The organism is Mesorhizobium sp. BHbdii, from assembly GCF_053848045.1.
In genome coordinates this window covers 442,361-454,889 of sequence record NZ_JBSPKX010000001.1, presented here as the reverse complement: position 1 = coordinate 454,889, position 12,529 = coordinate 442,361, and the positions used below count along the sequence as shown (strand labels likewise).

Genomic DNA, 12,529 nt, shown 5'->3' with positions numbered 1-12,529 from the left:
CTCAGACCGCCTTATCGCTCGAGGCCTTACGCCGCCGCAGATAGTCTTCGGTGGTTCGCGGCGGCGAGCGACCAGGGCCTCCATAAGGATCGAAGCCCTCATTCATGGCCGCATCGACACGGCAATTGTCGCACATCCGTACAAGGTCGAGCCGCCGTGCGTTCTCGCCTGCAAACATCCAGTGTTTGCCTTCGAGCTTGGCGACGATCCGCTCGACAGTGCTCCTTGTGCCGAACGGCTTCGCGCAGCGGATGCAGTTGTACGGCTCCTCTTGCTTCACGACCCGGCTGCGAGCGCCCCATGCCTGAAAATCCACCTGCGGCGTCAAGGTGATGACCTTCTCCGGGCAGGTCGCGGCGCAAAGGCCGCACTGCACGCAGGCGCTCTCGGAAAAATATAAGGCCGGCTGCTGCTCGCTGTCGGAAAGCGCCCCCGTTGGACAGGCCGATACACAAGAGAGGCAGAGCGTACAGCCGTCGACATTGACGTCCAGGCCGCCGAACGGAGCTCCAGCAGGCAACGCCACGCGGTCGACCGGCGTCGGCGCAGCCCGATGGAGCTCGACCATGGTGCTCGTCAGCAAGCTGCGCTTCTTGCCGATGGGCAGGAATGCAGCCGGGCGCCGCGACGCAACGTCTGGGGTAATCATGTCGAGCGCCGAGGCGAGGATGTCGGGATCGTCCGCTTCGATCAATCCGCAGACCTCGGCGCCATAACCGAGAGACTGGCTCAAAAGATTGGCGATCGCGATGTTTGCGGCAATTCCCGTAAGCTCATGCCTGGGCTTGGCCGACGACAGAGCCCTTACAGCGCAAGCGCCCCAAGCGACTGGCGCGGTCCACGCCTCGACCCCTAACTGGGTTGTCTCGTTCACGGCGACCGGCAGGACATTTGCGGGCAGACCCGAGCCGAACCGGGCGAGTGCGTCGATCAGCGGCTCGCCATGGCCGAGATCATGGAAAAGGACGATCGCATCGAGGCCGCCCGCCTCCCGATAGGTGAAAAGAAGCGTCCGCAGCCGCCGAAGCAGCGATTCTGCATCCGGCACGGCGTAGGCGGCAGCACCCGTGGGACATGCCGCCGCGCAGCTGCCGCAGCCGGCGCATACTTCCGCATTGATCGCGACGTGGTTGCCGGCAGGCGTTATCGCCCCTGTCGGGCAAAGGTCGAGGCACCGCGTGCAGCCGGTGATGTGCGATCTCGAATGGGCGCACAGATCGGCGGAGAAATCGATGAAACGCGGCTTGTCGAACTCGCCAACCAAGTCGGCGGCCCTTGCGATCGCAGTGGCGACGGAGGCGCGATCGCCGAGATCGGCCTTCACGTAGCCGTCGCGCAATTCATGAGCAGGGAAAAGCGGAACTCCGCCGGAGAGATCAAGGATGATGTCGGCGTTCGAGACCGCTCCATCGCGCGATATCCCGAAGCGAAGCCGATCGCGCGAAGATGGATTGGGCGCCGCGAAATCGTCGACCGTCAGCTCGAAGGCGCCGAGATGCCCGCGTGCTTTGCGGATGGTGCCCTGCATGACGGGAAAATCCCAGACCCGGTGCGGCGCAATTTCGCCCGGGCGGCTAAGCAACACAGTGACGTCCAGCTTCTCGGCAAGTTGCCGGCCCGCATCGATCGCCGTCGCATCGCAGCCATAGACCAGGACGACACCATTGCTCGAAAGCGTAACGAGCGCGGGCGCCGAAGCGGGTTCGGCCGCCATAGCGAGCAGAGCCGCCGCTTTCGGGCCGGCAGCAGCAGCGCCTTGCGACCAGCCCCCCGTCTCGCGAATGTTTGCGAAAACCAGATCGCCTGCGAAACCGAGTTCCTCGGCGAGCTCGCCGAAAAGCGGCGCCTGTTGCGTGCAGCTGATGGTGACTACTCCGCCGCTGCTCAGGGCGCTGCGCACCCGGTCGAGCTCCGCGCCACAGAACTGGTCCCCCGCCTCGACCCGTGCGCCCGGGCATCCGCGGGCGACGCTGGCGCCGAAGGCCGGCATGCTCCGCTCGCAGGAGCAGACCAGGACCGTGGGTTGTTTGGCCAGGCTCATTCCGACTCCCGTGGCATCTTCCTTGCCCAGGCGGTGGCGCCTCTTCCTTGGAAGTATTATAAAGACATTACAGTCGCCGTCATCAAAATATGGATCGGCACTATGCGCCCATCTGTCAGCGAGCTCCAACTGCCACCGCCTTACAGCCTCGTGCCGCTGAGAGAGGCTGGCGACGCCTTCGCGCATGCCTGCGCGATCGCGGCAGAGGAAGGCGCAGGCACGCTCGCCTGGGTGCGCCGCTACGATCTGGCCGAATTCGCCGTGGTGCTTGAGCCTGAGGAGCCCCTGGAGGAAGCGCGTCGCGCGATCTATGCAGGCATGAACGCGCTCGCCGATGCGCTTGCGGTCCATGCTCCGCCGTCGCGGCCCATCACCTTCGACTGGCCAGACACCATTCGCGTCGACGGAGTTCTCGTCGGCGGCGCCCGCCTGGGCTGGCCGGAAGGGGCACGGGAGCACGAAATCCCCGACTGGCTCGTCTTCTCAGGCATGATCCGCACTGCCGTCATCCGCGCCGGCGAGCCCGGTCTGCGTCCGCTGCTTGGCGCGCTTGACGAACTAGGCTTCGCTGCGCTCGATGCCGGTGAGATCGTTGCGAGCTTCTCCCGCCATCTGATGGCCGCATTCCACGAATGGAGCGACACCGGCTTCGGTTCGATCGCCAGCCGCTGGCTCGACCGGCTGCCCCGAAAGGGCGATGAGCATACAGAGCTTGCCGGTAACGGAGATCTACTGATTTCCCATATGGCCTCTCAAAGGCTTGGCGAGCGAAAAAGCCTGCCCGAAGCGCTTGCCAGGCCTTCCTGGCTCGATCCGAGGACGGGAACGCCATGGATTTGAAGCTGCCGCGAACGATCCGTCTCGATGCTTCGGACACGTTTGTCTATTCGCGCGCTGCAGGACCAGGCGAATGGGCGGTGACCGGCACCTTCCTGTTCTTCGGCGCCGATACCGCCACGCTTTCCGGCAAGGAACGGCAGGCGTTCCGCGCCGGGTTCCTGGGCATTGACAGCTTCGGCTGGTCCACCCTCGTCGTGGTCACGGACGCGACCGCGCATGACCGCGCGGCAGCCGTCGATCGGCTGGCCGAGCAGCTTGTGGTGCGATGCGGTGCGCCGGACATCGAAACGGCGCGCGTCGCCGCCGAAGAGGAGATCGCCTTCGCGCAATCGCTGTGCGACCACCCGCCGAACACGCTGATTGGGGTCAACCGCACCAGCGAACAGGCCGGCATCCGAGAGTCGTTCCGCACCCTGCATCGTAAGGCGAGCCGGCTGGAGCCGGCAACGGCATTCCGCTTCGTCGAAATCGAGGGTGAAGGCGCGTCGACGGAAAAGTTCGATCTCCTTGCTTTCGCCGGGAGGCAGAAGTGAAGGATTTCTGGGTTTCCTCAGGTCATCACCTTCTCGACAGAGATGAGGCCGGGCGCCTGCTCGTGACCGACTCCTTTCTGAAGGCATATTTTGCCCGGCCAGAGCTTCTCCCCCCCGAATCCGCCTGCCCGGCGGAGTTGCGCCTGCATCACGAACTTTTGATGCATCATCCGCGCCGGCCGGTCGCAAAGGAGGAGATCGCCGCCTTGGAGGATCCGGATGCGCGCGAGAACTGGCAGTTCATGATTGCCTTTCGCGATCATGTGCTGGCCGCTCCCTCACTCGAAGCCGCATACCTCGCGCTGGCGCGCGGCTCGGCGGAAAATATCCCCCCGCTGTTCATGAACCAGCTTGCCCAGGTCGTGCTGCGCAATGCGCTGGACGGTCAGCATGACGCCTGCGTTCTGCGAGCCGCCGAGCTGTTTTATCGGCCGCAACGCGTGACGTCTCACGAGGGGGCTGTGCTTCTCGCCGATGCCGAAACAATCGAACTGCATGAACAGAACCGCCATGCGTCGCCGCTCCTCAACATGCTTGGTGGTCCAGCTGTCACGGAACTCGAGATACTCGACGATAAGAATCCCGAGAGTTACTTCGCCAGGAGCGACGCTTTCGATATGGTGCTCAAGCTCGGCAGCGCCCGGAGTCCGGCCCGGCGCGGCCTTGCGACCGCAATGGAGATCTGGATTCGCCATCTTGTTGCAGTGGGCGTGGAGATCGAGCCGGTGGAGCGGATCGAGGACGAGGACTGGGCCTGGTTCGTCGGCCTCGACGCCGAAGCGACCCGCATCGGCAATACGCTCTGGGCCGGCGGCGAACTCGACGCAGAGACAGCAAAGCGCGTCGTTGCACTATTCCGGCTCAGCTTTTCCGACACAGGCGAAGTTCAGCCGGCAGTGGGCGCCAGGCCCGTCTGGCTCATAATGGCCATGACCGCCGACCGAACGATCCGCATGAAGCCGCAGAACCTCATCGCAGGCCTGCCGTTTCGCGCCCCGGGGACGGTGAATTAGGAGGATTGGTGCCATGGTGCGGGAGACTGCGGAAGTCGGGGTGATCGTCGAGCGACGGGCTCTGAACAGCCCGTGGGTCGACCATGTCTGGGTGCCCGTGGCCGTGCTGGCGGGCGCGCCGTGCGCGGCGCCATGGTCAGTGCTGCACGAATCCGACGGCCTGACGCGTTTCTATGCCGGAACTTTCAAGCTCGAGCTCTTCGGGTGCGACACGGGCATGTACCGGGACAACCTCCGTTCGGGGCGGCCTAGCCTCTGGATCGCGCTCCGGTCGAGCCCTGCTCCACCCGGAGTTGTGCTGCACCTGGTGACCGCTGACCCTTTCGAAGGCGAGTCGCTGACAGAGGCTGGCCCCGACATCATCGAAGCCGTGCCTATGCCGATCGAGCTTCAGCAATGGGTGGCCGCCTTCATCGAGACGCATCACGTTGAGCGTCCCTTCATCAAGCGCAAGCGCGATCGGGCGGACAGCAATGCCCTGGCGAGGCGCGGTCCTCGCTCCGGGACGATGGATGATGCCGAATGAGCGCGGGAAGTGACAATGTCTTCGCCCGCTGGTCGCGCCGAAAACAGGCGGCGCGTTACAGCGCGACTGCGGAGCCGCAGAAGGATCAGCTTGCGCCTGACGAAGCTGTGGCGCCAGCGGGTGTTGGCGAGCAGCTTGCACCGCCAATTGCGGAGCCGGAGGCCGCCGAGCCTGCCGAGCCCCTCCCCGGTGTCGAGGATTTGACCGCCGAAAGCGACCTTTCGGCCTTCCTGCGCAAAGGCGTGCCCAAGATGTTGAAGCGCGCCGCATTGCGCAGGATGTGGTCGCTCGATCCGGCAATTCGTGATCATATCGGGCCTTCCGAATATGCCTGGGACTTCAATAGGCCGGGATCCATGGCGGGATTCGGCCCCTTGAAAGAATCCAGCGAACCTGTCGTGGATTTCCTGTCGACGTTGAGCGGCGGCAACCCGGCCGACCCAGCCCGCGCCGCCATGGCTTCGGAGGCACCGGAGAAGGCGCCTGCGGCCACCGTCGTCTTGGCGGACGAGGACGCGAACGCCTCACCCGATGCTTCGCAGGCTGTTACGCCGGACAGTTCGATCGAGCCCGCAACCCGCCAATCCCCTTCGGCCGACGTGGCCGAAACCGCCGCCGGCCGCGACGAAGCTGCCGGCGCCGCGGAATCATCCCCGATTAATCGCCAGCGGCGCCATGGCGGCGCCGTGCCGCGCTGATCTGGATATGTGGCCATTTTGGCACAGTTGCTGTTGCAATTGCCGGGCGGGGGACTAGTATTACTTTACCCACTCGTTGAGGGGCACGGTCGAGGTCAGTAGATGAACCCAGACTTGCGCCTAGAGGAGGCAACCGGCACGTCGTGCGGAGCTGACGCTCTGGTTCCCGGCGTTAGAGATGCTGACGTCGACGACGTGAACAGCGCACGCGCGGATGAGTACGCGCTGCTCGCCACGCTTCTCCTGGCCGCTCCGGATGCAAACCTTATGGCGCGGCTTTCCGGTTTGCGGGGCGACACCGAGACGCCGCTCGGCCTTGCTCATGCGGCACTCGGCCAGGCCGCGGCTTCGGCCTCCCCGGCAGCGGTCAGTCGTGAGTATTTCGAGCTCTTCATCGGGGTCGGGCGCGGCGAACTCCTTCCCTACGCCTCATACTACCTGACGGGCTTTCTCAATGAACGGCCGCTTGCCCGTCTACGCGGGGACATGAAGCGCCTCGGCGTTGAACGCGCCGACGGTCATTTTGACCCGGAAGATCATCTGGGCACGCTATTCGAGATCATGAGCGGCTTTGCCGCCACACATTTCGTGGTTCCCCCTGGCGAGGAGCGGGACTTCTTTGAACGTCACATCGCGCCCTGGGCGAGCCGCTTCTTCGCCGATCTGGAAAACGCGGCCTCGGCCAGGTTTTACCGGGCAGTGGGCGTGTTGGGGCGGATTTTCATCGACATCGAAGCCGAAGGCTTCGCCATGGAGGCGCGACGTAGCTCGTGACCTGATCGCGTCGACAGATAGGGAGGATGGCAGATGCAGGAAAAGAAACAGACGGCAATGAACCGCCGCAATTTCCTTCGCGCCTTCGGCGGCGCGTCCACGACCGCCGTGGCCGCCGTGACGCTCAGCCCCGGAGAAGCGCAAGCTTATGATCCCGGCGAGGAGGAGACGAGGGCCCGCTACCGCGAGACCGAGCACGTCAAGGCATTCTACCGTGTGAACGGTTATGAGACGTTGAAGAAGTGAGAGCGCCATGCTGACCAAGCGCAAGAGCGGTCAGGCGAACCGCACAAGATTGCACACGCTGATGGGAACGGTCGCCTCCGCTCCCATCGACCGGCGAACCTTCCTTCGCCGTTCCGGTCTCGTGGCCGGCGGAATGGCTGTAATCGGGTCGTTCCAGCTCGGCACGGTTCAAAAGGCGGCAGCCATCAGTCCGCCGCAGCCGGGCGAGCCCATCGAACTCAAGAAAAGCGTCTGCACCCATTGCGCGGTCGGCTGCACCGTTACCGCCGAAGTCCAGAACGGGGTTTGGACCGGTCAGGAGCCTTCGTGGGACAGCCCGATCAACCGTGGCTCCCATTGCGCCAAGGGAGCAAGCGTACGCGAGCTCGTACACAGCGACCGCCGACTGAAATACCCGATGAAGCTCACCGCTGGGCAGTGGGAGCGGGTCTCCTGGGACGACGCGATCAATGGGATTGGCGACAAACTGCTCGAGATCCGTGAAAAGTCCGGCCCGGAATCCGTCTACTGGATGGGGTCGGCCAAGTTTTCCAACGAAGGCACCTATCTCTTCCGCAAGCTCGCTGCCCTGTGGGGAACAAACAATCAGGACCACCAGGCCCGCATCTGTCATTCGACGACCGTCGCCGGCGTAGCCAACACCTGGGGCTACGGCGCGATGACGAACTCCTTCAACGATATTCGCAATTCAAAGACCATGATCATCATGGGCGGCAACCCGGCTGAGGCGCATCCGATAGCGATGCAGCATCTGCTGGAAGGCAAGGAACTCAACAAGGCCAATCTGATCGTCATCGATCCCCGTTTCACGCGCACCGCCGCCCATGCGACCGAGTATGTCCGGTTCCGGTCCGGCACTGACATAGCGCTGCTGTGGGGCATGCTTTGGCACATCTTCGAGAACGGCTGGGAGGACAAGGAATTCATCGCGCAGCGCGTCTACGGGATGGATGAGGTCCGCAAGGAAGTCGAGAAGTACACGCCAGAGGAGGTGGAGCAGATCACCGGCGTGCCTGGGGACCAGGTGAAGCGCGTCGCCGAGCTGTTCGCCACGCAGAAGCCGTCGACGATGATCTGGTGCATGGGCCAGACACACCACACGGTTGGTACCGCCAATACCCGCGCGAGCTGCATCCTGTGTCTTGCCACCGGCAATGTCGGCAAGCCGGGTACTGGCGCGAACATCTTCCGGGGCCATGACAATGTACAGGGCGCGACGGATATCGGGCTCGATGTGGTCACCCTGCCCTTCTATTACGGGTTGACGGAAGGCGCCTGGAAGCATTGGTCTCGCGTCTGGGAGATCCCCTACGAGGACCTGCTGAGCCAGTTCGACTCGAAGGAAGCCATGGAAACCCCGGGCATACCGCTGACAAGGTGGTTCGATTCCGTCTCGCTGCCCAAGGACAAGATAGGGCAGCGCGACAGCATGCGTGCTATGTTCATTCAGGGCCACGCCAGCAACAGTATCGCTCGTATTCCGGAATCGATGAAGGGCTTGACAGGCCTGGAGTTGCTTGTTGTCGCCGATCCCCATCCCACGACCTGGGCATCACTGGCGGTGGAAGCAGGGCGTCAGGACAACACTTATCTCTTGCCTGTCTGTACGCAGTTCGAGACGTCAGGCTCGCGCGTCGCCTCAAATCGGGCCATCCAGTGGGGCGAGCAGATCGTCAAGCCGAGCTTCGAGCAGAAGGACGACTACCAAGTCATCTATCTCTTGTCGAAGAAGCTCGGGCTTGCCGACAAGATGTTCAAGAAAATAGCCGTCGAGGGAGACCGGCCGGTGCCGGAGGAGGTGCTGCGCGAGATGAACCGCGGGAGCTGGTCAACGGGCTATTGCGGTCAGTCGCCGGAGCGCCTCAAGGCGCATATGAAGAACCAGCACAAGTTCGACCTGGTGACGATGCGGGCTCCGAAGGATGATCCCGAGGTCGGTGGCGACTATTACGGCCTGCCTTGGCCATGTTGGGGCAAGCCGGAGATCCGCCACCCGGGTACGGCCAATCTTTACAGCACCGGCCTGCATGTCATGGACGGCGGTAGCCCGTTCCGCGCCCGCTTCGGCGTCGAACGCAACGGCAAGACCCTCCTGGCGGAAGGTTCGTACACGCAAGGCTCGGAACTCACCGACGGCTATCCGGAGTTCACCATGGCCGTGCTTAAGAAACTCGGCTGGGACAAGGATCTGACGGCGGAAGAACTCGCCGTGATCGAAACGATCGGCGACGACATCAACAAGGTCTCGTGGTCGACAGACCTGTCAGGCGGCATCCAGCGCGTCGTACTCAGCCATGGCTGCCATCCCTACGGCAACGGCAAAGCTCGCGCAGTAGCGTGGAACCTGCCCGACCCAGTGCCGATCCATCGCGAGCCGATCTACTCGCCGAAGGTGGACCTGGTCGCAAAATATCCGACCTATCCCGACGCCACACAGTTCCGGCTGCCGAACATAGGGTTCAGCGTGCAGCAGGCCGCGGTGGAAAAGGGCATCGCCAAGACGTTCCCGCTGATCCTGACCAGCGGCCGGCTCGTCGAATATGAAGGCGGGGGCGAGGAAACGCGGTCGAACAGATGGTTGGCCGAGCTGCAGCAGGAGATGTTCGTGGAGATCAACCCGGCCGATGCGTCCGAACGCGGCATCGGCGATGGGACCTGGGTTTGGGTGAATGGTGCGGAGAACAACTCGAGGGCGCGGGTGAAGGCGCTGGTCACGGAGCGCGTCGGCCGGGGCGTCGCTTTCATGCCCTTCCACTTCGGCGGCTGGTTCCAGGGTAAGGATCTGCGGGCTCACTATCCGCAGGGCTCCGATCCATATGTTCTGGGAGAGAGCGCCAACAGCATCACCACCTACGGCTACGACCCGGTGACGGGCATGCAGGAGCCGAAGTGCACGCTCTGCCAAATCGTAGCGGCGTGAACGGGAGGAACAGAAATGGCCCGGATGAAATTCCTTTGCGACGCTGATCGTTGCATTGAGTGCAATGCCTGCGTCACCGCCTGCAAGAACGAGCACGACGTGCCTTGGGGCATCAACCGCCGCCGCGTCGTCACCATCAATGACGGCAAGCCCGGCGAACGCTCCGTCTCGATGGCGTGCATGCATTGCACCGACGCGCCCTGCGCGGCGGTCTGTCCGGTCGACTGCTTCTATACCACGGCGGACGCGGTGGTGCTCCACTCCAAGGATCTGTGCATCGGGTGCGGCTATTGCTTCTACGCCTGCCCGTTCGGCGCGCCGCAATATCCTCGTGTGGGCAACTTCGGTTCGCGCGGCAAGATGGACAAATGCACCTTCTGCGCCGCGGGCCCGGAAGAGGATTCCACCGAAATTGAATATGCCAAGTACGGCGCCAACCGGCTGGCTGAAGGCAAGCTGCCGCTTTGCGCCGAAATGTGTTCAACCAAGTCGCTCCTGGCCGGCGACGGGGAGATCATCGCGGCGATCTACAAGGAGCGTGTGACGCAACGTGGCTATGGTTCGGGAGCCTGGGGCTGGCAGACGGCCTATCGAGAAACAATCGACGTGTAGGAGGCAGTCGGGCTCGTCCCGCGGGCAACGGAGCTATCACGGAGGACGCAGAAATGCCGGACATCAGGCTTGGTCGAGTGACGCCGCATGCTATCGCAGCATTGATGACGCTCACGCTGCTGGTCGCAGGGCCCGTGTACGCGCAAACCCCATCCGGGAACAACCCGACCGCACAGGCGGTGCACGAGCGGCAGCTTCTTGACGAGTTGCAGAAGATCGAGGGGCGCGTCACCCTGCCCAATACGGCCGCTGGCTTGCTCGAGCAACCGCAAGGCCGCGATTACCGCAGCTTCCACGAGGGCTGGCTGCCGTGGATCGGCGGCATCGCGATACTCGGCATTTTGCTGCTGCTGGCGCTGTTCTATTTCTACAGGGGCCGCATCCGCACACTGGCGCCCGAATCGAGCGTAAGGATTTTGCGCTTCGGTGCTCTGGAGCGGCTAACCCACTGGATGACTGCCACGGCGTTCATCATCCTAGCCATCACCGGCCTGAACTTTATCTTCGGCAAGCGTCTGCTGATGCCACTGATCGGGGCCGATGCATTTTCAACCTGGTCGATTTGGGCGAAATACGCCCACGACTTCGTCGCGTGGGCGTTTATGCTCGGCATATTAGTCATGCTGGCGACATGGGCCTGGGACAACCTTCCGGATCGCCATGACGCTCATTGGCTCAGAGTCGGCGGCGGCTTTTTCGACAAAACCAACAGGACGCATCCGCCGGCCGGACGTTTCAATACCGGCCAGAAGCTCATCTTCTGGGCCGTCGTCCTGGGCGGAATTGCGATGTCTGTATCGGGCATATTCATGCTGTTTCCGTTCGCATTCGCCGACATAAACGGCATGCAGACGGCCCAGTATGTTCATGCGACTGTGGGCATAATTCTGATCGCTGTTCTTATCGCTCACATTTATATCGGCACGCTCGGGATGGAAGGCGCCTATGAAGCAATGGGTTCGGGCACGGTCGATATGAACTGGGCGAAGGAGCATCATAGCCTTTGGGTTGAAGGGCAGGAGGCGAAAGGTACAATACAGCCGCGCTCTGCGCCCGAAGCGGCCGAATAGTAGCTTCTGCGCAAATCGAAATGCCCGGGCCTTGATCCGGGCATTTTTCAGCGTGCTCGTTGGACTTTCATTGCGAGGCGGTGCCTCGAAATGCAGGTCAGCGAGCGAAGGTCTAGGAAGGCGTCTCCTCCCCGCCCGCGGCTGCGGTGGAGTTGTCGCCCGGCTCGCCCGTCCAGTTTTGACCGACCAGATTGTGTCCCGGATCGCCCACGCGAGTGCTCTCGCTGCTGTAAACCTGCCATGCTGGCTGTTGCTGCTGCGCGCTCAGAAGAAAATAGCCCGCCCCGAGCGCAATTGCGATCGAAACGACAATTCCGGTCAAGATCATACCCATCCCGCCTTCTCCCTGTCTCACCTGCTCAAAGTCGCAGTCATGCTCTCATTTCGGCGTCTGCGTCTGCTGCGCTGGATCCTGCCCCGTCGCAGGTGGATTGCCAGATCCGGATGACTGGGGGACCTCACCGGATTTTTGCTGAAACTGCAGGTCGAGCGCCGCCAGTGAAAGCAACGGCGGCGGCATGGCGACGCCGGCCACTCTCATTTGCCGCGCGGTCTTCTGGCATTGTGCAATGTCATTGGCGGCGGCCAGTTCCTCCGCTTTCGCGACATCTATCACGGAATCCTTGGGGGTGCTCGACGTATCGGAGGGGGGCAACGGCGCGGCCCTGCTTTCCTTCTGGGGCGCGTTCGTGGCCGATCCGCTGGCCACCTTCTCCTTGTTCGGTTGTGGAGAGTCGCTGGCAACTCCAGATTGCCCCGTAATTTTCTGCGCCGAGCCCGTTCCGGTCTCCGGCTTGGCGGGCGCGGCTGCGCTGCTAGTAGATGTGCCAGCTTGCTGAGCCGGGGCAGCAGCGGTCGGGGTAGCCGCTTCGGCAGGCGCCTTCATGAAGGCGAGGAGCTCTTGGCAGAGATTTGCGGGCCCGCCCGCCTGCTGGGCAACAGGCATAGCAGTGTCGGCTGCTGGAGCCGTAGCCTCGGGGGCAGTGCTCGTCTGCGCCAGCGATGTAGACGCCGACAGCGCGACGATTCCTGCGAGAACCATTTCTTTCATCGCTTTGCTCCTTCCCTAATGAAGTCACCCGCTTGGCTGACAACATAACGCCGGAGGGTGCCCGAACGATCCATGGACTTGCAAGGCCTAACCTGCCCCGCAATTCGGCCGCGGTCTCGCCGGCGGCCTTCATGGATTTTTGGCCCAACGATGCACCCCGCCCCGCAGAACCTGAAACGCGGCCCTGGAGGCGTTACGGCGACCT

At 63.1% G+C, this 12,529-nt stretch carries 13 protein-coding genes; 10 read left to right on the top strand and 3 right to left on the bottom strand.

The genetic code is table 11. From position 1 onward, the window contains the following. Window position 1 precedes the first annotated feature (1 nt). Entirely contained in the window at window positions 2-2,041 is a 2,040-nt protein-coding gene (locus ACWTU8_RS02175) for a 4Fe-4S binding protein (RefSeq protein ID WP_455846849.1), read from the bottom strand. 102 nt (window positions 2,042-2,143) lie between these two features. Here ACWTU8_RS02175 and ACWTU8_RS02170 point away from each other — a divergent pair, with 102 nt between their 5' ends. The 10 genes from ACWTU8_RS02170 (at window position 2,144) to ACWTU8_RS02125 (ending at window position 11,273) form a co-directional block, all read left to right on the top strand. Beyond that, window positions 2,144-2,881: a biotin/lipoate--protein ligase family protein gene (locus tag ACWTU8_RS02170; RefSeq protein WP_455846848.1), complete on the top strand. Its 738-nt coding sequence runs from the start codon at window positions 2,144-2,146 to the stop codon at window positions 2,879-2,881. After that, window positions 2,872-3,414 carry a DUF6505 family protein gene (locus ACWTU8_RS02165; protein ID WP_455846847.1) on the top strand — a complete coding sequence of 181 codons (543 nt, stop codon included), beginning with the start codon at window positions 2,872-2,874 and terminating at the stop codon, window positions 3,412-3,414. Before ACWTU8_RS02170 ends, ACWTU8_RS02165 begins: the two co-directional genes overlap by 10 nt. After that, on the top strand, window positions 3,411-4,427 hold the full coding sequence (locus tag ACWTU8_RS02160; protein ID WP_455846846.1) for a DUF6352 family protein: 1,017 nt from the start codon (window positions 3,411-3,413) through the stop codon (window positions 4,425-4,427). The genes ACWTU8_RS02165 and ACWTU8_RS02160 overlap by 4 nt, the downstream gene beginning before the upstream one ends. Before the next feature lie 13 nt (window positions 4,428-4,440). Next, window positions 4,441-4,953, top strand: coding sequence for a DUF3305 domain-containing protein (locus tag ACWTU8_RS02155; protein WP_128344120.1), 513 nt, complete (start codon window positions 4,441-4,443; stop codon window positions 4,951-4,953). Beyond that, complete coding sequence (locus tag ACWTU8_RS02150; protein WP_455846845.1) at window positions 4,950-5,651, top strand: DUF3306 domain-containing protein; 702 nt, start codon at window positions 4,950-4,952, stop codon at window positions 5,649-5,651. The genes ACWTU8_RS02155 and ACWTU8_RS02150 overlap by 4 nt, the downstream gene beginning before the upstream one ends. Window positions 5,652-5,753: 102 nt before the next feature. After that, entirely contained in the window at window positions 5,754-6,425 is a 672-nt protein-coding gene (locus ACWTU8_RS02145) for a TorD/DmsD family molecular chaperone (protein ID WP_455837813.1), read from the top strand. A gap of 33 nt (window positions 6,426-6,458) precedes the next feature. Next, a complete protein-coding gene (locus ACWTU8_RS02140; protein WP_095518965.1) occupies window positions 6,459-6,671 on the top strand; it encodes a formate dehydrogenase in 213 nt (70 codons plus the stop codon). 7 nt (window positions 6,672-6,678) lie between these two features. After that, window positions 6,679-9,591 (top strand): formate dehydrogenase subunit alpha, encoded by a 2,913-nt coding sequence (locus ACWTU8_RS02135; RefSeq protein ID WP_455837814.1) that lies wholly within the window; start codon window positions 6,679-6,681, stop codon window positions 9,589-9,591. Between the two features lie 15 nt (window positions 9,592-9,606). Further along, window positions 9,607-10,203, top strand: coding sequence for a formate dehydrogenase FDH3 subunit beta (gene fdh3B / locus ACWTU8_RS02130; protein ID WP_127209329.1), 597 nt, complete (start codon window positions 9,607-9,609; stop codon window positions 10,201-10,203). Window positions 10,204-10,256: 53 nt separating this feature from the next. Next, window positions 10,257-11,273 carry a formate dehydrogenase subunit gamma gene (locus ACWTU8_RS02125; RefSeq protein ID WP_455846844.1) on the top strand — a complete coding sequence of 339 codons (1,017 nt, stop codon included), beginning with the start codon at window positions 10,257-10,259 and terminating at the stop codon, window positions 11,271-11,273. 112 nt (window positions 11,274-11,385) lie between these two features. On the opposite strand, the gene ACWTU8_RS02120 is transcribed toward ACWTU8_RS02125, so the two are convergent. Both ACWTU8_RS02120 and ACWTU8_RS02115 read right to left on the bottom strand, forming a co-directional pair. Then, window positions 11,386-11,607 carry a hypothetical protein gene (locus ACWTU8_RS02120; protein ID WP_095518969.1) on the bottom strand — a complete coding sequence of 74 codons (222 nt, stop codon included), beginning with the start codon at window positions 11,605-11,607 and terminating at the stop codon, window positions 11,386-11,388. 45 nt (window positions 11,608-11,652) lie between these two features. After that, on the bottom strand, window positions 11,653-12,324 hold the full coding sequence (locus tag ACWTU8_RS02115; protein ID WP_128342172.1) for a hypothetical protein: 672 nt from the start codon (window positions 12,322-12,324) through the stop codon (window positions 11,653-11,655). Window positions 12,325-12,529: the final 205 nt, after the last annotated feature.

Bases quoted from the DNA above. Each gene is read 5' to 3' on its own strand.
- ACWTU8_RS02175 (WP_455846849.1), bottom strand. From the start codon at position 2,041: ATGAGCCTGGCCAAACAACCCACGGTCCTGGTCTGCTCCTGCGAGCGG.
- ACWTU8_RS02170 (WP_455846848.1), top strand. From the start codon at position 2,144: ATGCGCCCATCTGTCAGCGAGCTCCAACTGCCACCGCCTTACAGCCTC.
- ACWTU8_RS02165 (WP_455846847.1), top strand. From the start codon at position 2,872: ATGGATTTGAAGCTGCCGCGAACGATCCGTCTCGATGCTTCGGACACG.
- ACWTU8_RS02155 (WP_128344120.1), top strand. From the start codon at position 4,441: ATGGTGCGGGAGACTGCGGAAGTCGGGGTGATCGTCGAGCGACGGGCT.
- ACWTU8_RS02150 (WP_455846845.1), top strand. From the start codon at position 4,950: ATGAGCGCGGGAAGTGACAATGTCTTCGCCCGCTGGTCGCGCCGAAAA.
- ACWTU8_RS02145 (WP_455837813.1), top strand. From the start codon at position 5,754: ATGAACCCAGACTTGCGCCTAGAGGAGGCAACCGGCACGTCGTGCGGA.
- ACWTU8_RS02140 (WP_095518965.1), top strand. From the start codon at position 6,459: ATGCAGGAAAAGAAACAGACGGCAATGAACCGCCGCAATTTCCTTCGC.
- ACWTU8_RS02135 (WP_455837814.1), top strand. From the start codon at position 6,679: ATGCTGACCAAGCGCAAGAGCGGTCAGGCGAACCGCACAAGATTGCAC.
- fdh3B (WP_127209329.1), top strand. From the start codon at position 9,607: ATGGCCCGGATGAAATTCCTTTGCGACGCTGATCGTTGCATTGAGTGC.
- ACWTU8_RS02125 (WP_455846844.1), top strand. From the start codon at position 10,257: ATGCCGGACATCAGGCTTGGTCGAGTGACGCCGCATGCTATCGCAGCA.
- ACWTU8_RS02120 (WP_095518969.1), bottom strand. From the start codon at position 11,607: ATGGGTATGATCTTGACCGGAATTGTCGTTTCGATCGCAATTGCGCTC.
- ACWTU8_RS02115 (WP_128342172.1), bottom strand. From the start codon at position 12,324: ATGAAAGAAATGGTTCTCGCAGGAATCGTCGCGCTGTCGGCGTCTACA.